General features: G+C 66.8%; 23 protein-coding genes. 20 read left to right on the plus strand and 3 right to left on the minus strand.

Annotated elements, in window-relative coordinates:
• The first annotated feature begins 102 nt into the window (after window positions 1-102).
• Together thrB and rho are read left to right on the plus strand one after the other, a co-directional pair.
• Complete coding sequence (thrB, locus tag ACFXKA_RS32165; RefSeq protein WP_379430178.1) at window positions 103-1059, plus strand: homoserine kinase; 957 nt, start codon at window positions 103-105, stop codon at window positions 1057-1059.
• Between the two features lie 343 nt (window positions 1060-1402).
• A complete protein-coding gene (gene rho / locus ACFXKA_RS32170) occupies window positions 1403-3460 on the plus strand; it encodes a transcription termination factor Rho (RefSeq protein WP_379430179.1) in 2058 nt (685 codons plus the stop codon).
• Here rho and ACFXKA_RS32175 read toward each other — a convergent pair.
• Complete coding sequence (locus ACFXKA_RS32175) at window positions 3358-3885, minus strand: hypothetical protein (RefSeq protein ID WP_379430180.1); 528 nt, start codon at window positions 3883-3885, stop codon at window positions 3358-3360. The two genes, rho and ACFXKA_RS32175, sit on opposite strands and share 103 nt — an antisense overlap.
• Window positions 3886-4191: 306 nt before the next feature.
• Between ACFXKA_RS32175 and rpmE the strand changes: the two genes are divergently transcribed.
• From rpmE to prmC, 3 genes are all read left to right on the plus strand, one after another.
• Window positions 4192-4413, plus strand: coding sequence for a 50S ribosomal protein L31 (gene rpmE, locus ACFXKA_RS32180; RefSeq protein ID WP_040856062.1), 222 nt, complete (start codon window positions 4192-4194; stop codon window positions 4411-4413).
• A gap of 225 nt (window positions 4414-4638) precedes the next feature.
• Complete coding sequence (gene prfA, locus ACFXKA_RS32185) at window positions 4639-5721, plus strand: peptide chain release factor 1 (RefSeq protein WP_354849528.1); 1083 nt, start codon at window positions 4639-4641, stop codon at window positions 5719-5721.
• 210 nt (window positions 5722-5931) lie between these two features.
• A complete protein-coding gene (prmC, locus tag ACFXKA_RS32190) occupies window positions 5932-6810 on the plus strand; it encodes a peptide chain release factor N(5)-glutamine methyltransferase (RefSeq protein WP_379430181.1) in 879 nt (292 codons plus the stop codon).
• Window positions 6811-6814: 4 nt separating this feature from the next.
• On the opposite strand, the gene ACFXKA_RS32195 is transcribed toward prmC, so the two are convergent.
• Window positions 6815-7108: a DUF427 domain-containing protein gene (locus ACFXKA_RS32195; protein ID WP_379390897.1), complete on the minus strand. Its 294-nt coding sequence runs from the start codon at window positions 7106-7108 to the stop codon at window positions 6815-6817.
• Window positions 7109-7431: 323 nt separating this feature from the next.
• Between ACFXKA_RS32195 and ACFXKA_RS32200 the strand changes: the two genes are divergently transcribed.
• From ACFXKA_RS32200 to ACFXKA_RS32250, 11 genes are all read left to right on the plus strand, one after another.
• Window positions 7432-8097: an L-threonylcarbamoyladenylate synthase gene (locus ACFXKA_RS32200; protein ID WP_354849536.1), complete on the plus strand. Its 666-nt coding sequence runs from the start codon at window positions 7432-7434 to the stop codon at window positions 8095-8097.
• 10 nt (window positions 8098-8107) lie between these two features.
• A complete protein-coding gene (locus tag ACFXKA_RS32205; RefSeq protein ID WP_354849539.1) occupies window positions 8108-9304 on the plus strand; it encodes an MraY family glycosyltransferase in 1197 nt (398 codons plus the stop codon).
• A gap of 11 nt (window positions 9305-9315) precedes the next feature.
• Window positions 9316-9744 (plus strand): hypothetical protein, encoded by a 429-nt coding sequence (locus tag ACFXKA_RS32210; RefSeq protein WP_379402842.1) that lies wholly within the window; start codon window positions 9316-9318, stop codon window positions 9742-9744.
• A 417-nt stretch (window positions 9745-10161) separates the two neighbouring features.
• Complete coding sequence (gene atpB / locus ACFXKA_RS32215) at window positions 10162-10887, plus strand: F0F1 ATP synthase subunit A (protein ID WP_354849580.1); 726 nt, start codon at window positions 10162-10164, stop codon at window positions 10885-10887.
• Window positions 10888-10962: 75 nt separating this feature from the next.
• On the plus strand, window positions 10963-11208 hold the full coding sequence (locus ACFXKA_RS32220; RefSeq protein WP_040856073.1) for an ATP synthase F0 subunit C: 246 nt from the start codon (window positions 10963-10965) through the stop codon (window positions 11206-11208).
• A 26-nt stretch (window positions 11209-11234) separates the two neighbouring features.
• Window positions 11235-11786, plus strand: coding sequence for a F0F1 ATP synthase subunit B (locus tag ACFXKA_RS32225; RefSeq protein ID WP_354849543.1), 552 nt, complete (start codon window positions 11235-11237; stop codon window positions 11784-11786).
• 19 nt (window positions 11787-11805) lie between these two features.
• A complete protein-coding gene (locus ACFXKA_RS32230) occupies window positions 11806-12615 on the plus strand; it encodes a F0F1 ATP synthase subunit delta (RefSeq protein ID WP_354849546.1) in 810 nt (269 codons plus the stop codon).
• Window positions 12616-12679: 64 nt separating this feature from the next.
• Window positions 12680-14317, plus strand: a complete 1638-nt coding sequence (gene atpA / locus ACFXKA_RS32235; RefSeq protein WP_379430182.1) for a F0F1 ATP synthase subunit alpha — start codon at window positions 12680-12682, stop codon at window positions 14315-14317.
• A gap of 57 nt (window positions 14318-14374) precedes the next feature.
• Entirely contained in the window at window positions 14375-15346 is a 972-nt protein-coding gene (locus ACFXKA_RS32240; protein WP_379430183.1) for a F0F1 ATP synthase subunit gamma, read from the plus strand.
• An 18-nt stretch (window positions 15347-15364) separates the two neighbouring features.
• On the plus strand, window positions 15365-16795 hold the full coding sequence (gene atpD / locus ACFXKA_RS32245) for a F0F1 ATP synthase subunit beta (protein ID WP_157388301.1): 1431 nt from the start codon (window positions 15365-15367) through the stop codon (window positions 16793-16795).
• A 6-nt stretch (window positions 16796-16801) separates the two neighbouring features.
• Window positions 16802-17179 carry a F0F1 ATP synthase subunit epsilon gene (locus ACFXKA_RS32250; RefSeq protein WP_354849556.1) on the plus strand — a complete coding sequence of 126 codons (378 nt, stop codon included), beginning with the start codon at window positions 16802-16804 and terminating at the stop codon, window positions 17177-17179.
• A gap of 120 nt (window positions 17180-17299) precedes the next feature.
• On the opposite strand, the gene ACFXKA_RS32255 is transcribed toward ACFXKA_RS32250, so the two are convergent.
• Window positions 17300-18391 carry an NAD(P)-dependent alcohol dehydrogenase gene (locus tag ACFXKA_RS32255; protein WP_379430184.1) on the minus strand — a complete coding sequence of 364 codons (1092 nt, stop codon included), beginning with the start codon at window positions 18389-18391 and terminating at the stop codon, window positions 17300-17302.
• Window positions 18392-18654: 263 nt separating this feature from the next.
• Between ACFXKA_RS32255 and ACFXKA_RS32260 the strand changes: the two genes are divergently transcribed.
• The 4 genes from ACFXKA_RS32260 (at window position 18655) to murA (ending at window position 21398) form a co-directional block, all read left to right on the plus strand.
• Entirely contained in the window at window positions 18655-18798 is a 144-nt protein-coding gene (locus ACFXKA_RS32260) for a hypothetical protein (RefSeq protein ID WP_379430185.1), read from the plus strand.
• A gap of 301 nt (window positions 18799-19099) precedes the next feature.
• Window positions 19100-19522 carry a DUF2550 domain-containing protein gene (locus ACFXKA_RS32265; protein WP_354849582.1) on the plus strand — a complete coding sequence of 141 codons (423 nt, stop codon included), beginning with the start codon at window positions 19100-19102 and terminating at the stop codon, window positions 19520-19522.
• A 9-nt stretch (window positions 19523-19531) separates the two neighbouring features.
• The gene (locus tag ACFXKA_RS32270; protein ID WP_379430186.1) at window positions 19532-20125 is read left to right on the plus strand and encodes a cob(I)yrinic acid a,c-diamide adenosyltransferase; all 594 of its coding nucleotides are present in this window, start codon (window positions 19532-19534) and stop codon (window positions 20123-20125) included.
• A 10-nt stretch (window positions 20126-20135) separates the two neighbouring features.
• On the plus strand, window positions 20136-21398 hold the full coding sequence (murA, locus tag ACFXKA_RS32275; RefSeq protein WP_354849565.1) for a UDP-N-acetylglucosamine 1-carboxyvinyltransferase: 1263 nt from the start codon (window positions 20136-20138) through the stop codon (window positions 21396-21398).
• Window positions 21399-21679 lie beyond the last annotated feature (281 nt).

Consider the following 21679-nt stretch of genomic DNA (forward strand, 5'->3'; position numbering starts at 1 on the left):
TTGAATTCTCGTGATGGTCAGCTCCGTGAGCGAGCGGAGCGAGGGAACCATGTCACAGCCGCTTCGCGGTACGACGGTACCGAGCGCCGGCGAGGCACCGGCGTGACGCGGACGCTGCCCGCCGGAATCTCTGTCACCGTGCGGGTTCCGGCGTCGAGCGCCAACCTGGGCCCGGGTTTCGATTCTCTCGGAATCGCTTTGGGGCTGTACGACGAGATCACGGTGTCCACCACCGACTCCGGGCTGACCATCAGGGTGGAGGGCGAGGGCGCCGACGATGTGCCCTGGGGCCCTTCGCATCTGGTGGTGCGCGCCGTCGAGCGCGGCCTGCAGGCCGCGGGCGTCTGGGCCGACGGCCTGGACGTGGTGTGCCGCAACGTGATTCCGCACTCGCGGGGCATGGGCTCGTCGGCGTCGGCCGCGGTGGGCGGCCTGGCGGCCGGACGCGGGCTGGCCGCGAAATTCGATCCGGAGCTGGCCTACGGCGATGACGTGCTGGTCCAGCTGGCCGGTGAATTCGAAGGCCACCCGGATAATTCGTCCGCCAGCATCCTGGGCGGATTCGTGGTGTGCTGGACGGAGACCGACCGTTCCGCGGACGAAAACGGCAGTGCCGACGCGCATCACGCCCGCCTGTACCGTGCGGTGCGGCTGGAGCCGCATCCCTCGCTGCGGCCGGTGGTGCTCATTCCCGAGGAACGCTCCGCCACCGCGCACACCCGCGGCCTGCTCCCGGAGACGGTTCCGCACGGGGACGCGGCCTTCAATGCCAGCCGGTCCGCGCTCGCGGTAGTTGCCTTGACGCAGCGGCCCGACCTGCTGCTTCCCGCCACGGCCGACCGGCTACACCAGGGCTACCGCGCCTCGGCGCTGCCGCTCACCACCAAATGGGTGCAGCGGTTGCGTGCCGCGGGCATCGCGGCCACCGTCTCGGGCGCGGGCCCGACCGTGCTCGCCTTCGCGACCAGCGAATTCCCCGAAGAACTGCGCGAACTCGCCATCGCGGACGGCATGCGCGTTCTCGAGCCGGGCATCGCCGGCGGCGTCTCGGTGGATTGACAGCGCGCCTGCCTTGCCGATGCAAAAGGTGGGAGCTATCCTGAGCGAGTCCGTACATCGTGCGCGTCAGACGCCGGTGCTTCATCAGGGCAAATCGCTCCAGAGGCTCCTTGCTCAGGCTCGAGGCTTGAGGCTCGAAACTTGGGGGTAGCCAGTCAACTGGAATGATCTCTCCCACCTTGTGAGTTGGATGAGCACCAGCACTCGGTGGCGAAGCCCACGTGGTGGCAACCCCACCGGCCCGGCGGGACAGGCGATACGGCATCCGAGTCCGGCACGTGACCGGACTGCAGGAGGAACCCTCGAACAGGCACACGGCGGTCGAGGGAAGGAAAGGATTTCCGTGACAGATACGGACCTGCTCGCGACACCCGGGACGGATAGCGATTCAGCGTCCTCGGGTAGCCGCGAAAGTGACTCCGGACAGATTTCGAAGATGAGCGAACAAACTGACGTCGCACGATCGGGGCTGACTGGAATGTTGTTGCCGCAGTTGCGTGCGCTTGCGGGAGAGCTCGGTATCCGAGGCACTTCCGGGATGCGTAAGGGTGATCTCATCGCCGCTATCAAGGAGAACCAGGCCGGGGGCGCCAAGCCTGTTGCCACCACCGGCGGCAAGCCCACGCGGAACGCGAAGGCCAAGACCGAGGACGCGCCGAACGGCGGAGAGTCCGTGTCGGCCCCCGCGCGCGAGGTGAAGAAGGCCGCTGCTGTTGCCGACTCCGCTCCGGCCACGGCCGAGGTGAAGGCGGAGGCGAAGGCCGGCCACGCGGACAAGGTCGAAGCGCGCAAGGCCGACACCCAGTCGCGCCAAAACGCTTCGGAGACTCGCGAATCCAAGCGCGAGGAGGGCGAGAACGCCCGCGCCGAGGGCGGCGACGACAGCCGGGATGGCGGCCAGCGCGGCCGCGGTCGCCAGCGCCGGGGCCGCGAGCAGCGTGGCGCCGCCACCGCCGAGACCACCGCCGAGGCTCCCGCCGCCGACAAGGGCGAGCAGGAGGGCGGCGAGCGCCGTCGCGATCGTGGCAACCAGGGCGATCGCCGCGAGCAGGGCCAGCGCACCGACCAGGGCGAGCGCAACCAGCAGAGCCAGAACGGCGCCGGCCGCGGCAACCAGCGCGATGATCGCGGCGGTGACGACGAGGAAGGCGGCCGCGGCCGCCGGGGCCGTCGCTTCCGTGAGCGTCGTCGCGGGCGGGACCGCGAGGGCGGCGCCGCCGGTGGCGAGGCCCGCGAGATGGAGATCCGCGAGGACGACGTCCTGCAGCCGGTCGCCGGCATTCTCGACGTGCTCGACAACTACGCGTTCGTCCGGACCTCCGGCTACCTGGCCGGCCCGAACGACGTGTACGTCTCGATGAACCTGGTCCGCAAGAACGGCCTGCGCCGCGGTGACGCCATCACCGGTGCGGTCCGCGCCCCGCGCGACGGCGATCAGAGCAACCAGCGGCAGAAGTTCGATCCGCTGGTGCGGTTGGACACGGTCAACGGCGCGGACGTCGAAAGTGCCAAGCGCCGACCGGAATTCAACAAGCTGACCCCGCTGTACCCGAATCAGCGACTGCGGCTGGAGACCCAGCCGAACAAGCTGACCACGCGCATCATCGATCTGATCATGCCGATCGGTAAGGGTCAGCGCGCGCTGATCGTGTCCCCGCCCAAGGCGGGTAAGACCACGATCATGCAGGACATCGCGAACGCGATCTCGGTGAACAACCCCGAGTGCTACCTGATGGTGGTGCTGGTGGACGAGCGTCCCGAGGAAGTGACCGATATGCAGCGCTCGGTGCGCGGCGAGGTCATCGCCTCCACGTTCGACCGGCCGCCGAGCGACCACACCTCGGTCGCCGAGCTCGCCATCGAGCGCGCCAAGCGCCTGGTGGAGCAGGGTCAGGACGTCGTCGTGCTGCTCGACTCGATCACCCGATTGGGCCGTGCGTACAACAACTCGTCCCCGGCCTCGGGCCGAATCCTTTCCGGTGGTGTGGATTCCACCGCGCTGTACCCGCCCAAGCGGTTCCTCGGCGCGGCCCGCAATATCGAGAACGGCGGCTCGCTCACCATCATCGCCACCGCGATGGTGGAGACCGGTTCCACCGGTGACACGGTCATCTTCGAGGAGTTCAAGGGCACGGGTAACGCCGAGCTCAAGCTGGACCGCAAGATCGCCGAGCGCCGCGTGTTCCCGGCGGTCGACGTCAACCCGTCCGGCACCCGCCGCGACGATCTGCTGATGTCGCCCGACGAGGCCGCGGTCCTGCACAAGCTGCGCCGCGTGCTCTCCGGCCTGGATTCACATCAGGCCATCGACCTGCTGGTCGACCGGTTGAAGAAGACCAAGAGCAATGTCGAGTTCCTGATGACGGTCTCCAAGACCGCCCCGGGCGCACTCGACGAATGAGCCTGTAGCACAAGGCTATTGACGACGGCGGCTCCGCTTCTGCGGAGCCGCCGCCGTCGTTCCGGCAGTGCCTGCGGTTTTCCCGGGACCGGGCGCGGGCTGTAGAAGAACAGTCCGATCAGCGCGCCGCCGGCGATCATGAAGCCGAGAATGAGCGCGGTCACGGCACCGGACACATCCGCTGCCGTGACCGCTGTGTAGGTGAGGGTGGCGTCCCCCCGCAGCGGGATGGGGGCCGGGTTCAGCGGTCCCACCGCGTTGCCGGACTCTCCGGGAGCCATCCACCAGCCCGCTACCGCCAGCAGCGTCAGTGTGACCAGGATCGCCCCCGCGACGAGCTCCGCGCCCCGCCGGTCTGCCCTCCCGGCCTCGGCGGGCACGGTGACGGGGGACGGACCCCCGATCGTCGCGTCCTTCCTGGTCACTGCCGTCCTTCCGATGGTCGCGGGACTCTCACCTGGACAAACTCTATGAACATGAGTGTTCGTAGTCCTGAGTAGCGAGCTACTCGACTTCCAGCCTCACTGGAATATCCGGAATATGCGTGCCCGTAGTTTTATGGGGGAACGACCGGGAACAAACGGGTCCAACCACCTGTTCACGACGGTGTCACCCCTCGTGACGACCACTCGCCCGCGGCACATATACTGTTCCGTCGGCAACCATGCCTAGTCGGTTCCGGTTCACGTCTCGCATCGCCAGGCGACCCGGAGCCTTTTGAAAGGACACCCATGAAGGCAGGAATTCACCCCACGTACGTGGACACCACGGTCGTGTGTGGCTGCGGCAACACCTTCCAGACCAAGAGCACCAAGGAGTCGGGCCAGATCACGGTCGAGGTCTGCTCCCAGTGCCACCCGTTCTACACGGGCAAGCAGAAGATTCTGGACACCGGTGGCCGCGTGGCTCGCTTCGAGGCCCGCTACGGCAAGCGCGACAAGGCTGCCAAGTAGCTGTCCCGCCGACGCCCGTCCCGCACCCGCGGGCCGGGCGTCTGTGTTTAATTGCCTCCGCTTCGCTCCGGCCGTTCGCGGCCCTGCAAGCTCGATTCTTCCCTCCTCCGCTCCTCCGCTTCGCTCCCCCGCTCCGTCAGTCCAGAATCGAGCCGGGCCGCGAACCGTGGGCGGTTCCTCTCTCGCTTATGTTCAGAACCACGTTCTCGAAGGAGTTCACACGCCATGGCCGACAAGCAGGCGGCCCCGTCCGCGATCGATGACATCCTGGCTGAGTACACGGGTCTGGAAACCCAGCTCGCGGACCCGGCGCTGCACAACGATCCGGGTGCGGCACGGCGTGTGGGCAAGCGGTTCGCCGAGCTCGGTCCGATCATGGCCACCTACAACAAGTTGAAGACCGCGCGGGAGGATCTCGCGGCCGCCGAGGAGCTGGCGGCCGACGATTCGTCCTTCGCGGCAGAGGTCCCGGGCCTGCAGGAGCAGGTGGAGGAGCTGGACAAGCAGCTCACCGACCTGCTCGCGCCGCGCGACCCGCACGACTCCGACGATGTCATCCTCGAGGTGAAATCCGGTGAGGGCGGCGAGGAATCGGCGCTGTTCGCCTCCGATCTGGCCCGCATGTACCTGCGTTACGCGGAACGGCACGGCTGGAAGGTCGAGGTGCTCGGCGTCACCTACTCGGATCTGGACGGGTACAAGGACGCCAGCTTCTCCATCAAGAGCAAGGAAGCGACCCGCGACGGCGTGTGGTCCAAGCTCAAGTTCGAGGGCGGCGTGCACCGCGTGCAGCGTGTGCCGGTCACCGAATCCCAAGGGCGCATTCACACTTCGGCCGCGGGCGTGCTGGTGTACCCGGAGCCGGACGAGGTCGAGGAAGTCGAGATCGACGAGAAGGACCTGCGGATCGACGTCTACCGGTCCTCCGGCAAGGGCGGCCAGGGCGTCAACACCACCGACTCGGCCGTGCGCATCACCCACCTGCCCACCGGCCTGGTGGTGACCTGTCAGAACGAACGCTCGCAGTTGCAGAACAAGATTCGCGCCAAGCAGGTGCTGGCGGCGCGGCTGCAGGCCCTCGCCGAGGAACAGGCCGATGCCGACGCGGCCGCGGGCCGCGCCTCGCAGATCCGCACGGTGGACCGCTCCGAGCGCATCCGCACCTACAACTTCCCGGAGAACCGCATCGCCGATCACCGCATCGGTTTCAAGGCACACAACCTGGACTCGGTGCTGGACGGCAACCTCGATGACCTGTTCAACGCCCTGGGCGAAGCCGACCGCACCGCCCGCCTCGCCGCGGAATAAGCGGAATAACCGGCATACCCTCACAGTCAGCGTTCGGCGGCCAGTATCGTCTCCCAACGTGACAACTGATTTCGTCGCGCCCGGGGTAACTCCTCGGGTACGTCCAGAATCGGTTCGGCACGCGACCGTCGACATGGATGCATGGCGGTCGACGGCTCTTGGCCGTCCGCTGAAGGCTCGGAGAGGCGGGGGAGTGAAAGGCTGCGAACCGTGAGTCGTGTACCGTTGCGCCCCGCCGTCCGGGAGGCCGTCGAGATCCTGGCCGCGGCGGGGGTCCACAGCCCCCAGGCCGACGCGGAATACCTTGCGGCACATGTGCTGGGCGTCGATCGCGGGCGCCTCGCCCTGATGCCCATGCTCACCCCCGACCAGCTGGAGGAGTACCGCAAGCTGGTCGCCAGACGGGCGGAACGCGTTCCGCTGCAGCACCTTACGGGCACCGCGGCGATGGGGGAGATCGACCTCGCGGTCGGCCCCGGCGTCTTCGTCCCGCGCCCGGAGACGGAATTGCTGTTCGCCTGGGCGCTCGCTCAGCTCGAAGCCCTCGGCCATGAGCATCAGCCGATCGTGGTGGACCTGTGCACCGGTTCCGGCGCCCTGGCCCTGGCCATCGCCCACGCCCGCCCCGACGCCCAGGTGCACGCCGTCGAACTCGACACCGAGGCCCTGGCCTGGGCCCGCCGCAACGCGCGGCAACTGGCCGACGAGGGCGACACCCCGATCGACCTGCACGCCGGCGACGTCACCGACCCCGCCCTCCTCGCGCAGCTCAACGGCCGGGTGGACATGGTCGTCTGCAACCCGCCCTACATCCCCGAGGACGCCGAACTCGATCCCGAGGTGATCGACCACGACCCGCACCGCGCCCTCTTCGGCGGCCCCGACGGCCTGTCCGTCATCCGCCCCATGACCGCCACCATCGCCCGCCTGCTGCGCGAAGACGGCACGGTGGCAGTCGAACACGACGACACCAACGGCTCCGGCGTCGCCGCCCTCTTCGCCGCCCACGGCGGCTTCACCGACATCGTCGAACACCCCGACCTCGCCGGAAAGCCCCGCTTCGTCGTGGCCCGCCGCACCGCCGGCTGACGGTTTACTCGGGGCTGCCCTCGATCTCCACGCCGTGCCAGAACGCGACATGATCCTTGATCTTGCGCGCCAGCGGGCTCGGCTTCGGGTAGTACCAGGCCGCGTCCGGATTCTCCTTCCCGTCCACCGTGACCGAGTAATAGCTCGCAATGCCCTTCCACGGGCACACGGTGTGGTGAGAGCTCTCGCTGAAGAACTCCCGCTTCAACGACTCCACCGGAAAATACTGATTCCCCTCGACCTCCACGGTCCGCGGAGCCTCGGCGATGACCGTCCCGTTCCAGATCGCACGCATCATGAGTCGTGCCTCCTTCGTCGCCCCCGAGCCTACGTTCGCCCGGCCTCTCCGCAATCCGTAAGAGTGCCGATCCTGCGAATTCACGCCCCGGGACGCTCGTCGTTTCCCGCGGCAGCAGCCGCAGGGCCCTTTCCAGTGCTCGCGGCCGGTCGCACTCACCCGGTCGGCGTTCGGGGCCGGGGCTGCGACGTCTTGTCGAGGGTTCAAGGCCCGGGCTCCGGCGGCTCGTCGGGGGTTCGGGGGCGGAGCCCCCGGGATTCCCGGGGTTTCAGGGGCTTGCCCCTGAGAGCTATCGAGAGTTGATCCGTGCCAAGATGTCAGCCGTGAGTACCGTCTACGACTGTGCCGATCCCGACTCCCGCGCCGCCGGCCTGAGCGCCGCGCGCAGCACGCTGAAGTCCGGGCGATTGGCGGTCATTCCGACCGACACGCTCTACGGACTCGCTGCCGACGCGTTCGACAGTCAGGCGGTGAGCGCGCTGCTGGCCGCCAAGCGGCGCGGGCGGGACATGCCGGTGCCGGTGCTGGTCGGGTCGTGGAACACCATCGACGGACTGGTCTTCTCGGTGCGTCCGCAGGCCCGCGAGCTGATCCGCGCCTTCTGGCCGGGCGGGCTGAGTCTCGTTGTGCAGCAGGCTCCTTCGCTGGCCTGGGATCTCGGTGACGCGCGCGGCACGGTGATGCTGCGCATGCCGCTGCACCCGGTCGCGCTGGAGCTGCTGCGCGAGGTGGGTCCGCTGGCGGTGTCGAGCGCGAACGTCTCCGGGCAGCCGCCCGCCACCACGGTCGCCGAGGCGCAGGCGCAGCTGGGCGATCTGGTCGGGGTGTACCTCGACGGCGGACCGGCCGATCACGCGGTGGCGTCCACCATCGTCGATCTCACCGCCGACACCCCGCGCATTCTGCGCGAGGGCGCGGTGCCGGTCGAGAAGGTCGCGGAGGTGCTCGGCATGTCGCCCGAGGAGCTCCGTCAGGCGGGCGCGCGGTGACGGCCCGTTAATGCTGCTGAGTCAGGGCGTATTCAGCCAGGGCGCGGTCGTCCCGCTGCGGGAGCTGCTGCTGGTGCTGCTCGTCGCCACGGTCATCGCCTACCTGACCACCGGGGGAATCCGGGTGCTGGCCATCGCCTTCGGCGCGGTCGCCATTCCGCGTGAGCGCGATGTGCACGTGAAGCCGATTCCGCGAATGGGCGGGCTGGGCATCTACCTGGGCCTGCTGGCGGCCGTGCTGTTCGCCCACCAGCTGCCCGCCCTGCGCCGCGGATTCGACTATCCCAAGGACATTCCGGCGGTGCTGGCCGCGGCCACGCTCATCGTGCTGGTCGGCATCATCGACGACCGCTGGGGCCTGGACTGGCTGACCAAACTGGTCGGCCAGATCACCGCGGCGGGTGTGATGGCGGTGATGGGCCTGAGCTGGGTGGCCATCTACAACCCCTTCACCAACGAGACCGTGGTGCTCGATCCGCTCCAGGGTGGTCTGGTGACGGTGGGCATCACGGTGACGGTCGTGAATGCCATGAATTTCGTGGACGGCCTGGATGGTTTGGCCGCGGGCCTCGGTTTCATCGCGGCGGTCGCGGTTTTCGTGTTCACCGTGGGTTTGCTCTATGAGGTGGGCGGTTCCACCGATACCTATCCGCCCGCGTTGCTGGCCGCGGCGCTGGCCGGTGCGTGCCTGGGATTTCTGCCGCACAATTTTTCTCCAGCCCGCATTTTCATGGGTGATACCGGCTCCATGCTCATCGGATTGATGCTGGCCGCGGTGTCCACCGGCGCTTCCGGGCGAATTCCGCTGCAGGGTTACGGCCCGCGCGACATCGTGGGTCTGCTGTCGCCGTTGTTGCTGGTGGGTGCGGTGATGTTCATTCCGGTACTCGATCTTGTTTTGGCGGTGGTCCGTCGTGTTCGCGCAGGTGTGAGCTTTTCCACTCCGGACAAAATGCATCTGCATCACCGTTTGCTGCAGATCGGGCATTCGCAGCGCCGCGTAGTGCTGGTGATCTATCTGTGGGTGAGTGTGCTCGCATTCGGCGCGGTCGGGACCTCGCTGATCTCGGATCGGCGCATGGTGGTGCTGCTGTTCGCGGCCGGACTGGTTTTCGCGCTGATCGTCACCGCGGTGCCGTCCTGGCGGGAACTGAAGATCAACTCAGTCCGCAAACCGCCCCGCGATCGCGACCACGCCGCCGGGTAGAGTTGCTGAACGTGAGCACGCCTTCCGATCCCGGTCCCGACGCCCCGCTGCGCGCGGCACTGCGCTATGGCATCGCCGGTTTGGCTGTGCTGGTTGTGGTTTCGGCCATCCTCTCGACGGTCTTCGCGGGCCTGCCCGGCCTGTGGGGCGCGTTGATCGGCGCCGCCCTGGGTGGCGCCTTCATCCTCACCACCGCCGCCTCGGTGTTGTTCAGCGCGAAGATCGAATCCGGCCTGCAGGGCATCGTGCTGCTCGGCAGCTGGGTCGGAAAGCTGCTGCTGACAGTGATTGTCGTCGCAGTGCTCCAGCAGTACGACTTCTACAGCCGCGGCGCGCTGTTCTGCACCGTGGTCGCCGCGCTGCTCATCGTGCTGGGTGCGGAGACGTACGGTCTTCTGCGCCAACGGGTTCCGACCGTGCAGGTGGACCGGGACCTGTAGCCGCGGGACCCCTGCGGCGACCTCGCGAAACACCGTTCATCACGCGTTTCCGCGACCCCCTACGCATTGTCGTAGATAACTTGATAAACTCTTTACCTGTAGCCAACCGAATCAACAGGGGGGTCATCTTCGACCCGCCTGAGAGCAGGTTATGCTTACAGCCGTACCGGACCCTGTCGGGTCACGGTTCTGCACCGTCGACGATGTCGCCGACGCGCGTACAGACGCCAGGGCGTGATGCCACAGCTGCTGACGAACTTCGAGCCGACCTGAGTCGACCCACCAGATCGTCAATGTCCGATCGAACCGCAGGAGAAAACTATCTCCTGCGGCCGACCACGGGAGAGAACGCTGAGCGTCACCATTTTGGCGGGCGAGTTCCACGCGCCGTCACTCAACGACTTCTTCCCTCCAGCAGTGCTGTTCGAGGGGACGCCTTTCGAGCTCGACCGCTTGATGCTTATTCGCATCCTCATGTCGGTCGTTCTCCTGGCCGTGATGTTCGCCGCTTTCCGTCGGCCGCAGCTGGTTCCGCGCGGACTGCAGAATGTCGCCGAATCCGGCCTGATGTTCGTCAAGGAGCAGATCTGCGACGAGGTGCTCGGCAAGGAATCCGGCAAGAAGTTCTTCCCGCTGATCGCGTCGATCTTCTTCACCGTGCTGTTCCTGAACGTCTCGGGTGTCATTCCGGGCCTGAACATCTCGTCGAACGCGCGGATCGGCATGCCTCTGGTGCTGGCGATCGTCGCCTACGTCACCTTCAACTACGTAGGCATCAAGAAGTACGGCTTCCTGAAATACATGCGCTCGTCCATCGTGGTGCCGGATGTGCCGGTCGCGCTGCACCTGCTGCTGATCCCGATCGAGTTCATCTCGACCTTCGTGCTGCGCCCGTTCACGCTGACCGTCCGTCTTCTGGCGAACATGCTGGCAGGCCACATCATGTTGGTGCTGTTCTTCAGTGCCACCCAGTTCTTCCTGTTCGATGCCGTCTCCTGGATGAAGGTGTTCTCGCCGTTCTCGCTGCTCGCGGGCCTCGGCTTCACCCTCTTCGAGCTGCTGGTGGTTTTCCTGCAGGCGTACGTGTTCGCGCTGCTGACCGCTGTCTACATCGGTCTGGCGCAGCACGCCGACTCTCACTGACCGACTGCACCAACATCACAAACCTGCCTTCCACGCCGCCCGGCGGGTGGGCGACAGAAAGGGAATGAAACACACATGAGCACCCTCTCGTACCTGGCTGCTGAAGTTGCCGAGTCCAAGTCCAAGGGCTTCGGCGCCATCGGTTACGGCCTCGCTGCGATCGGCCCCGGCATCGGTGTTGGCATCGTCGTCGGTAAGGCCATCGAGGGCATCGCCCGTCAGCCCGAGCTGCAGGGCACCATCCGGACCAACATGTTCCTGGGTATCGCGTTCACCGAGGCCCTGGCGCTGATCGGTCTCGTCGCCGGCTTCATTTTCTGATTCCGGCAAAAGACTAGGAATCAACGATGAACAGCATTTACTTGCTCGCGGCCGAGGAGGACATCAACCCCCTCGTCCCGAAGACCTATGACATTGTCTGGTCTGCGATCGTCTTCATCGTTATCGCCTTTGTCTTCGCCAAGTACGTCGTCCCGCGCCTGACCAAGGTGCTGGACGAGCGTTCCGAGAAGATCGAGGGCGGTATCGCCAAGGCCGAGGCCGCGCAGGCCGAGGCGCAGGCCACCCTGCAGCAGTACCAGGAGCAGCTGGCCGAGGCTCGCCTCGAGGCTGCCCGGATCCGTGAGGAAGCCCGCACCCAGGGTGCGGCCATCCTGTCGCAGATGCGTACCGATGCGCAGGCCGAGGCCGACCGCATCGTGGCCGCCGGTCACTCGCAGCTGGAGGCACAGCGCCAGCAGATCGTGACCGAGCTGCGGTCCGAGCTGGGCCGTACCGCGGTCGACCTGGCCGAGAAGATCATCGGTCAGTCGGTGGCCGACGAGGCCAAGCAGTCGGCGTCGATCGACCGGTTCCTGGCGGAACTGGACGCGAACGCCGGCATCGGGGTCGGAAGGTAACGACGCGAAAGTGGGAAGCATGTACGCAGCGAGCCGCGAGGCGAGTTCCCGTGCGCGGGAAGCTCTTCGGGCCGCTCTGACCGGTAGCGACACCGTCGCGGCTACTACGGGGTCGGAACTGTTCGCCGTTGTCGCCGTCCTCGACGACCAGCGTTCGCTGCGTGTGGCGCTCGCGGATAAGTCGGTGTCGAGTTCGGCGCGCGCCGAGCTGGCCGAACGCGTCTTCGGCGGCAAGATCAGCGGCACCACCCTGGCCGTGCTGACCACGGCGGTGGCCCAGGACTGGTCGCGGGCCCGCGATCTGGTCGACACGCTGGTCCTGCTCGGCCGCGAAGCGCTGCTGCGCGCCGCGGACGAGCGTGGCCGTCTGGACGCCGTCGAGGACGAGCTGTTCCGGCTGGCCCGGATCATCGACGACAACCCGGACCTGGAGCAGGCGCTGCAGGACCACGGCAAGCCGGCGGAAGCCAAGCTCGCCCTGGTGCAGCGTCTGCTCGCGGGCAAGGTCGAGGACATCACCCTGCAGCTGGCCGAGCAGGCCGTGCTGCGCCACAAGGGCGATGCCGGCGCGGCCATCGACGAGCTGTCCGACCTGGCGGCTTCGCTCCGGGAGCAGATCGTGGCGCACGTCCGTGCCGCGGTGGCCCTGACGCCGCAGCAGCGCGAGCACCTGGCGGCTTCGCTGCAGCGCATCTACGACAAGCCCGTCACGGTGCACGTACAGGAGGACCCGAGCCTGCTGGCCGGCGTCGTCGTGCGCGTGGGCGACGACCTGATCGACGGCAGCGCCGTCGGCCGCCTCCAGCGCTTGCGTCAGTCTCTCGCTTAGAGACGAACGCCCCGAAGCGCACTTACACACCGACATTCGAGACCACAGCGAGAGCAGGAAGAACATGGCGGAGCTGACGATCTCCCCCGATGAGATCCGTAGCGCGATCGAGAGCTACACCCAGAGCTACACCCCCGAGACCTCCATCGAAGAGGTCGGTGTCGTCACCGACACCGGCGACGGTATCGCCCACATCAGCGGCCTGCCGTCCGCGATGGCCAACGAGCTGCTGGAGTTCCCGGGCGGCGTCCTCGGCGTGGCGCTGAACCTGGAGGACACCGAGATCGGTGCCGTCATCCTGGGTGAGTTCGACACCATCGAAGAGGGCCAGCAGGTCCGCCGCACCGGCGACGTGCTCTCGGTTCCCGTGGGCGACAAGTTCCTCGGCCGCGTCATCGACCCGCTGGGCGCGCCGATCGACGGCCTGGGCGAGATCGAGGCCGACGAGCGCCGCGTGCTCGAGCTGCAGGCCGCGACCGTGCTGGAGCGTCAGCCGGTCGGTGAGCCCATGGCCACCGGCATCACCGCCATCGACGCCCTGACCGCCATCGGCCGCGGCCAGCGTCAGCTCGTCATCGGTGACCGTAAGACCGGCAAGACCGCGGTCTGCATCGACGCCATCATCAACCAGAAGGCCAACTGGGCCACCGGCGATCCGTCGAAGCAGGTCCGCTGCATCTACGTCGCGATCGGCCAGAAGGGCTCCACCATCGCGGGTGTGAAGTCCGCGCTCGAGGCGCACGGCGCGATGGAGTACACCACCATCGTCGCGGCGCCCGCGTCGGACTCCGCCGGCTTCAAGTGGCTGGCTCCCTACACCGGTTCGGCCCTCGGCCAGCACTGGATGTACCAGGGCAAGCACGTCCTGATCGTGTTCGACGACCTGTCCAAGCAGGCCGAGGCCTACCGCGCCATCTCGCTGCTGCTGCGTCGCCCGCCGGGCCGCGAGGCGTACCCGGGTGACGTCTTCTACCTGCACTCGCGTCTGCTGGAGCGTTGCGCGAAGCTGTCCGACGAGCTGGGCGCGGGCTCGATGACCGGTCTGCCGATCATCGAGACCAAGGCCAACGACGTCTCGGCGTTCATCCCGACCAACGTCATCTCCATCACCGACGGCCAGGTGTTCCTGGAGTCGGACCTCTTCAACAAGGGTGTCCGCCCGGCCATCAACGTCGGTATCTCGGTGTCCCGAGTCGGTGGTGCCGCGCAGACCAAGGCCATGAAGAAGGTCTCCGGTTCGCTGCGTCTGGAGCTGGCCTCCTACCGTGAGCTCGAGGCGTTCTCCGCCTTCGCCTCCGACCTGGATGCCGCCTCGCTGGCCCAGCTGGAGCGTGGCGCGCGCTGGGTCGAGCTGCTCAAGCAGGACCAGTACGCCCCGGTTTCGGTTGAGGACCAGGTTGTTTCGCTGTTCCTGGTGGACGGCGGCTACTACGACTCCGTCCCGGTCGGCGACATCCGCCGCTTCAACGCCGAGCTGCTGGAGAGCCTGCACGCCACCGTGCAGTCCTCCTTCGACGCCCTGCAGGGCGGCGCCAAGGTGCTCGAGGGCGAGGCCGCCGACGCCATCAAGGCCGCGACCGACAAGTTCAAGCAGGGCTTCCTGGCGTCCGACGGCACCCGCGTCGTCGAGGCCGAGGCCGGCCAGCTGGACCACGAAGAGGTCGAGTCTCTTTCCGTCACCCGCAAGCACGTCGAGAAGTAATCGAGACGAGCACATGCGAATGACCGAATCGACGAATGAAGGGAGTGTGAACCGCTAATGCCAAGCGTGCGTGAACTTCGCTCCCGTATTCGTTCCGTGAGCTCGATCAAGAAGATCACCAAGGCGCAGGAACTGATCGCGACCTCGCGAATCAGCAAGGCGCAGGCCCGCGTTGCCGCCGCCAAGCCCTACGCGGAGGAGATCACCAAGGTGCTCGCCGAATTGGCGAGCGCCAGTGGGAATCTCAATCACCCGCTGCTCACCGAGCGTGAGAACCCGCGCCGCGCAGCGGTTCTGGTCATCACCTCAGACCGCGGTATGTGCGGTGGCTACAACTCCAACGTGCTCAAGCGCGCCGAGGAGCTCATGACCACGCTGCGCACCGAGGGCAAGGAGCCGGTGCTGTACGTGATGGGCGCGAAGGGCCTGACGTACTACACCTTCCGCCGTCGCGCCGTGAACGGCTCCTGGCTGGGCTTCTCCCAGCAGCCGAACTACGTGGACGCGTCCGCCGCGTGCAACCACCTGGTCGAGGCGTTCATGGCCGGATCCGACGGTGAGGTGGCGTCCCCGAACGGGGCCGGCACCATGGCCGGCGTCGACGAACTGCACATCGTCTACACGCGTTTCGTGTCGATGCTGTCGCAGCAGCCGGAGGTGCGTCGCCTGGCGCCGATCCAGGTGACGTTCGTGGACGAGAACTTCGACATGGGCCCCGACAGCTTCAGCGACTCCCCGTCGGCGGAGCCGGTCGCCCAGTACGAGTTCGAGCCGGACGCGGATCGCCTGCTGGGCGCGCTGCTGCCGAAGTATGTCAACACTCGGATCTACTCGTCGCTGCTCGAGGCGGCGGCATCGGAGTCGGCTGCGCGCCGCACCGCCATGAAGGCCGCGACGGACAACGCCACGGAACTGGTCAACTCGTTGACCCGGACCGCGAACTCGTTGCGCCAGGCACAGATTACGCAGGAAATCACGGAAATCGTCGGTGGCGCCAACGCGCTGGCGTCGAGCTCGGACCGCGACTAAGGCCCAGGAAGAGAACCAATGACCGCAGCTACTGAAACCCGGGTCGGCACAGGCCGTGTCGCCCGCGTCATCGGACCCGTCGTGGACGTCGAGTTCCCGCGCGGTTCCATTCCCGACCTGTACAACGCCCTGAACGTGGACATCGCGCTCGCGTCCGTGGCCAAGACCCTGACCCTCGAGGTCGCGCAGCACCTGGGCGACAACATCGTTCGCACCATCTCGATGCAGCCGACCGACGGTCTGATCCGTGGCGCCGAGGTGCGCGACACTGGCAAGCCGATCTCGGTGCCCGTCGGCGACGTCGTCAAGGGCCACGTGTTCAACGCGCTCGGCGACTGCCTCGACACCCCCGGCCTGGGCCGCGACGGCGAGCAGTGGGGCATCCACCGCCAGCCGCCCGCCTTCGACCAGCTCGAGGGCAAGACCGAGATCCTGGAGACGGGCATCAAGGTCATCGACCTGCTCACCCCGTACGTGAAGGGTGGCAAGATCGGTCTGTTCGGTGGCGCCGGTGTCGGCAAGACCGTTCTGATCCAGGAGATGATCACCCGTATCGCGCGTGAGTTCTCCGGTACGTCCGTGTTCGCGGGCGTCGGTGAGCGCACCCGTGAGGGCACCGACCTGCACCTGGAAATGGAAGAGATGGGCGTCCTCCAGGACACCGCCCTCGTCTTCGGCCAGATGGACGAGCCGCCGGGGACGCGTATGCGCGTCGCCCTCTCGGCCCTGACCATGGCCGAGTACTTCCGCGATGTGCAGAACCAGGACGTTCTGCTGTTCATCGACAACATCTTCCGCTTCACCCAGGCCGGTTCCGAGGTCTCGACCCTGCTGGGTCGTATGCCTTCGGCCGTCGGTTACCAGCCGACCCTGGCGGACGAGATGGGTCAGCTGCAGGAGCGCATCACCTCGACCCGTGGCCGCTCGATCACCTCGATGCAGGCGATCTACGTGCCCGCGGACGACTACACCGACCCCGCGCCGGCCACCACCTTCGCGCACCTGGACGCCACCACCGAGCTGTCGCGTCCGATTTCGCAGAAGGGCATCTACCCGGCCGTCGACCCGCTGTCGTCGACCTCGCGAATCCTCGAGGCCTCGATCGTCGGCGAGCGTCACTTCCGGGTGGCCAACGAGGTCAAGCGAATCCTGCAGAAGTACAAGGAACTCCAGGACATCATCGCGATTCTGGGTATGGACGAGCTCTCCGAGGAGGACAAGGTCCTCGTCGGTCGCGCCCGTCGCCTGGAGAAGTTCCTGGGCCAGAACTTCATCGTGGCCGAGAAGTTCACCGGCCAGGAGGGTTCCGTCGTGCCGCTGGAGCAGACCATCGACGACTTCGACCGGGTCTGCAAGGGCGAGTTCGACCACCTGCCGGAGCAGGCGTTCAACTCCTGCGGTGGCCTGGACGACGTCGAGGCTGCTGCGAAGAAGATCGCCGGGAAGTAGTCCACCATGGCGGATATGTCAGTTGATCTGGTCGCCGTCGAGCGGCTGCTGTGGTCGGGCCGGGCGAAGTTCGTCTCGGCTCAGACCACGGAGGGTGAGATCGGCATCCTGGCCGGCCACGAACCGCTGCTCGGGCAGCTGGTCGAGGCCGGCACCGTGACCATCGTGTCCGACGATGACGAGCGCGTGGTCGTGGCCGTGCACGGCGGGTTCTTCTCGGTCACCGCCACTTCGGTGCGCGTGCTGGCCGAATCCGCCGATTTCGCCTTCGATATCGACGAGGCGGCCGCCAAGGCCGTTGTCGCCGACCCGGATGCGAGCCCGGCCGCGCTGGCCAAGGCACAGGGCCAGCTGCGGGCGGTCGAGAAGGCGGCGTCTGCCTAGCCTTCCGGCGCTGAAACCGAGAGCGGCGGTCCCAGGGAAAATCCCTGGGGCCGCCGCTTTTTCGCGTTCACACCGACCCGCACTCGCGCCCGCATCGAGCCGCGCGCGAGTATGTCGTTCTCACTGGAAGGTGAGAATGGGCTTGATCGTGGTGCCGTGGTGGGCGTCCGCGACCGCGGCGTCGATATCGCTGAAGGCGTAGGTCTTGCTGATCTTCTCGATCGGGAACTTGCCTTCGGCATGCCACTGCAGCAGTCGCGGAATGAATTGCTGCGGATCGCCACTGCCCTCGATGCAGCCCCGGACAGCCTTGCCGTTGCCGGTGAGGTGGCCGATTTCGAGGTCCATGCTGGCCTCTCCCAGCCCGACGAGCACGAGAGTTCCCATGGGGGCCAACGCCTCCAGGCCCTTGGCGATGACGGCATTGAGGGCGGTCGTGTCGAGCGCGAAGTTCGCGCCGCCGTTGGTCGCCGCGACGATCTGCGCCACCACGTCCTCGGCCGCGCCGTCGATGGTGACGTCCGCGCCGAGCTCCTTGGCCACGGCCAGCCGATCGGCGGAAAGGTCAATGGCGACAATGGTTCCCGCGCCGATGGCACGGGCCGCCATCAGTGCCGCCATCCCCACGCCGCCGACGCCGAAGATGGCCAGCGAGTCGTTCGGCCCCGGCTTCATGACATTGGCGACCGCGCCCGCACCGGTCTGCACACCGCACCCGAACGGGGAGGTGGCCACCAGGTCCACGTCCTTGTCGACCACCACGACACTGCGCGCCGGCACCAGTGCGTGGGTGGCGAAACTCGATTGCCCGAAGAACGCGCCCATCACGCGTTCGCCATTACTGCTCAGCGGCGAGGTGAAATCCGCGCGTCCGCCCGAGGTGTTCAGAATGACGAAATTCTCGCAATAGGGCGGAAGCCCGTTGGTGCATCGCGAACAGGTTCCACAACTGGCATAGGTGAGCAGAACATGGTCGCCGACTTCGATTCCGGTTACCTCCGAGCCAATCTGCTCGACGATCCCGGCACCCTCGTGACCGAGCACGATCGGCAAATCGGCGGGAAACACGCCCTTGGTGACCAGGTCGGTGTGGCAGACCCCGGACGCGACGATACGCACCAGCACCTCGCCCGGTCGCGGTTCCTCCAGGGTGAGGGTCTCCATCGAGAACGGCACGTCCGCTCCCCGGGCCACCGCAGCGGTAATTTCCACGGAATCTCCTTCCAAGACATCCCAATTGTCCGGAGCATAAGAACGTGTTCCAGTTTACGGCCATCGCCGATCCCGCTCAGCGGGTCGCGCGTTCGGCTCTTGCCGCCGGGAACTGGTAAGCAGCCCAGGTTTTCGGATACTTTGTGCCGTAATTGAGACCTTGGTTACTCAACGTGGCTGAATGAATTCACCGGTCCCCGGATGTGATCTGAAGCGTTCGGCAAAGTACCGGCTATTGAAGTGCTTTCGGGTCTCCCGCCACGATGCACACCGGCTATGCGGTCGGCTGCCAGGTGGATATCGGCGGAACGAACTACGGCGACAGCGGCGGGTATACGACCGACATGACGCAGGCGACTCAGCACAACCTGCTCGGCGCCATTGCCACAATCTGCCCGGCGACATAGCCCCTGCCTTGGGTTGCCCGAGGGGCAACAACAAGGTTCCCGCCCGCACACCGACGTCGGCTGGACGGACGAGACCTGCGCGGTGAACGGGTGCGGCGGTTACGCCGAGGCGCGCTCGTTCGTCATTGGTTGATATATCTTCTGCACCCTGCTGATCAGCGCATACGTCACATTCGGTGGATGGCCGGACTTCGCCTTTCCGCGGTCGCTACTATCGACCGAAAGCGGGGCACGGCCGTCGGCCGGTCAGTGATCGACAGCAACGCGGATGTGAAGGGACGGAGCGGCATTGCAAACCGGGATGTGGCTTCTGATCATTCTGGTGTTGCTGCTGGTCGGCCTGGCCCTGGCCTCGACGTATCGCCTGGTGATGCTGCGCCGCGGCGGAACCGCCGCCCTGCTGCGCGTGCTGCCCGCCCGCGGCCACGGCGGGGGCTGGCGGCACGGCCTGATCCGTTACGACGAGGACACGCTCCTCTTCTACAAACTCTCCAGCCTCAAGCTCGGCCCGGATTCCACCATGCGCCGGCTCGCCATCGAGGTGGGCCCGCGGCGGTCCCCGCAGGACGACGAGTACGACATCATGACCGACGAGGTCATCGTCCAGGTCTCCGACGGTGACGGCAGCTACGAGCTGGCACTCGACCGCGGCGCCATGGCCGCCTTCCTCTCCTGGGTCGAATCCCGGCCCTCCGAGCGAATTCGCCGCCGCCGCGCCGGATAGTGTGACCCTGTGAGCGTTCACTTGACGCGGATCTACACGCGGACCGGCGACGACGGCACCACGGGGCTGAGCGATTTCTCGCGGGTGGCCAAGACCGACCCGCGGCTGATCGCCTACGCCGACTGTGACGAAACCAATGCCGCACTGGGTGTCGCCATCGCGCTCGGGCAGCCGGACGAGCGGATGCTCGGTGTGCTGCGTTCCATACAGAACGATTTGTTCGACGCCGGCGCGGACCTGTCCACGCCCGTTGTCGCGGAGCCCAAGTACCCGCCGCTGCGCATCACCCAGGTCTACATCGACCGCCTCGAGAAGTGGTGCGACGAGTTCAATGAGCCTCTGGCGCCGTTGAATTCGTTCATCCTGCCCGGCGGCACACCGCTGGGGGCACTGCTGCACACCGCCCGCACCGTGGCGCGACGCGCCGAACGTTCGGCGTGGGCCGCGGTCGCGGCGCACCCGGACGACACGAACGCGCTGCCCGCCAAATACCTCAACCGACTGTCCGACCTGCTGTTCATCCTCGGCCGGGTCGCCAATCCGGACGGCGACATACTTTGGCGGCCGGGCGGAGACGCCGCGAGCGCGAGAGAGGACCACTAGGCTGACCCCCGTGAGTGAACGGTTTCTGGTGACCGGGGGCAGCAGGCTCGTCGGTGAGGTCGCGGTAGGCGGCGCGAAGAACAGCGTCCTCAAGCTGATGGCCGCCGCGTTGCTGGCCGAGGGGACGACCACCATCACGAACTGCCCGGACATCCTCGACGTGCCGCTCATGGCCGAGGTGCTGCGCGGTCTCGGATGTGACGTCACCGTGGACCACGAGACCGTGACCATCGTGACGCCGCCGGAACCGAAATACCACGCGGACTTCCCGGCCGTCACCCAGTTCCGTGCCTCGGTCTGTGTGCTGGGTCCGCTGATGGCGCGCTGCAAGCGGGCCGTGGTGGCGCTCCCGGGCGGTGACGCCATCGGTTCGCGTCCGCTGGACATGCATCAGGCCGGTCTGCGACTGCTGGGCGCGACCTCCGAGATCGAGCACGGCTGTCTGGTGGCGCGCGCCGAGGAGCTGCAGGGCGCCCGGATTCGCCTGGACTTCCCGTCGGTCGGCGCGACCGAGAACATCCTGATGGCCGCGGTGCTGGCCGAGGGGGAGACGGTCATCGACAATGCCGCGCGTGAACCGGAGATCGTGGATCTCTGCAACATGCTGGCGCGGATGGGCGCGAAGATCTCCGGCGCGGGCACCTCGGTGCTGACCATCGAGGGCGTGGACAAGCTCTCGCCGACCACCCACCGCGTGATCGGCGACCGCATCGTCGCAGCGACCTGGGGTATCGCCGCCGCCATGACCACCGGCGACGTTCGGGTGACCGGCATCAACCCCAAGCACCTGTCCCTGGTGCTGGACAAGCTGCGCTCCGCGGGCGCGCGAATCTCGTTCGAACCGGATGGTTTTCGCGTGGTGCAGGCGGATCGCCCTCGCGCCGTGAACTTCTCGACCCTGCCGTTCCCCGGGTTTCCCACCGATCTGCAGCCGATGGCCATCGGCCTGGCCGCGATCGCCGACGGCACCTCGATGATCACCGAGAACATTTTCGAAGCGCGCTTCCGCTTCGTCGAAGAGATGATCCGCCTGGGCGCGGATGCCCGCACCGACGGGCATCACGCTGTGGTGCGCGGGATTCCGCGACTGTCCTCGGCGCCGGTGTGGTCGTCGGACATTCGCGCCGGCGCGGGTCTGGTGCTCGCGGGTCTGGTCGCCGACGGTGTCACCGAGGTCCACGATGTCTTCCACATCGATCGTGGCTACCCGGATTTCGTGGAGAATCTGCGCTCGCTCGGAGCCCGGATCGAACGGGTCGGAACCGCGGACTGAACAGCCGGTGTCGGGACGGGTTCGCGAAAACCCGTCCTGAACAGGCGATTTGACATGCGAACAACCAACACGTAACTTATTCCAGGTCAGAGCGACACGGACACCGACTCCGGTGAGACGAGCTTCGCCTGATGATCACACTAGCTCCCAGCCAACCAGCGGATTTGGTTTCGCTGCGCGGACGGGGCTAAGCTGTAAAAGTTGCCTCACGAACGAGCGGGACTAAGAGCCCGGGAGATCGTGTGTGCGTGTGTTCTTTGAGAACTCAATAGTGTGTCGAT

Source organism: Nocardia sp. NPDC059228, from assembly GCF_042754245.1.
Classification (GTDB): Bacteria; Actinomycetota; Actinomycetes; order Mycobacteriales; family Mycobacteriaceae; genus Nocardia.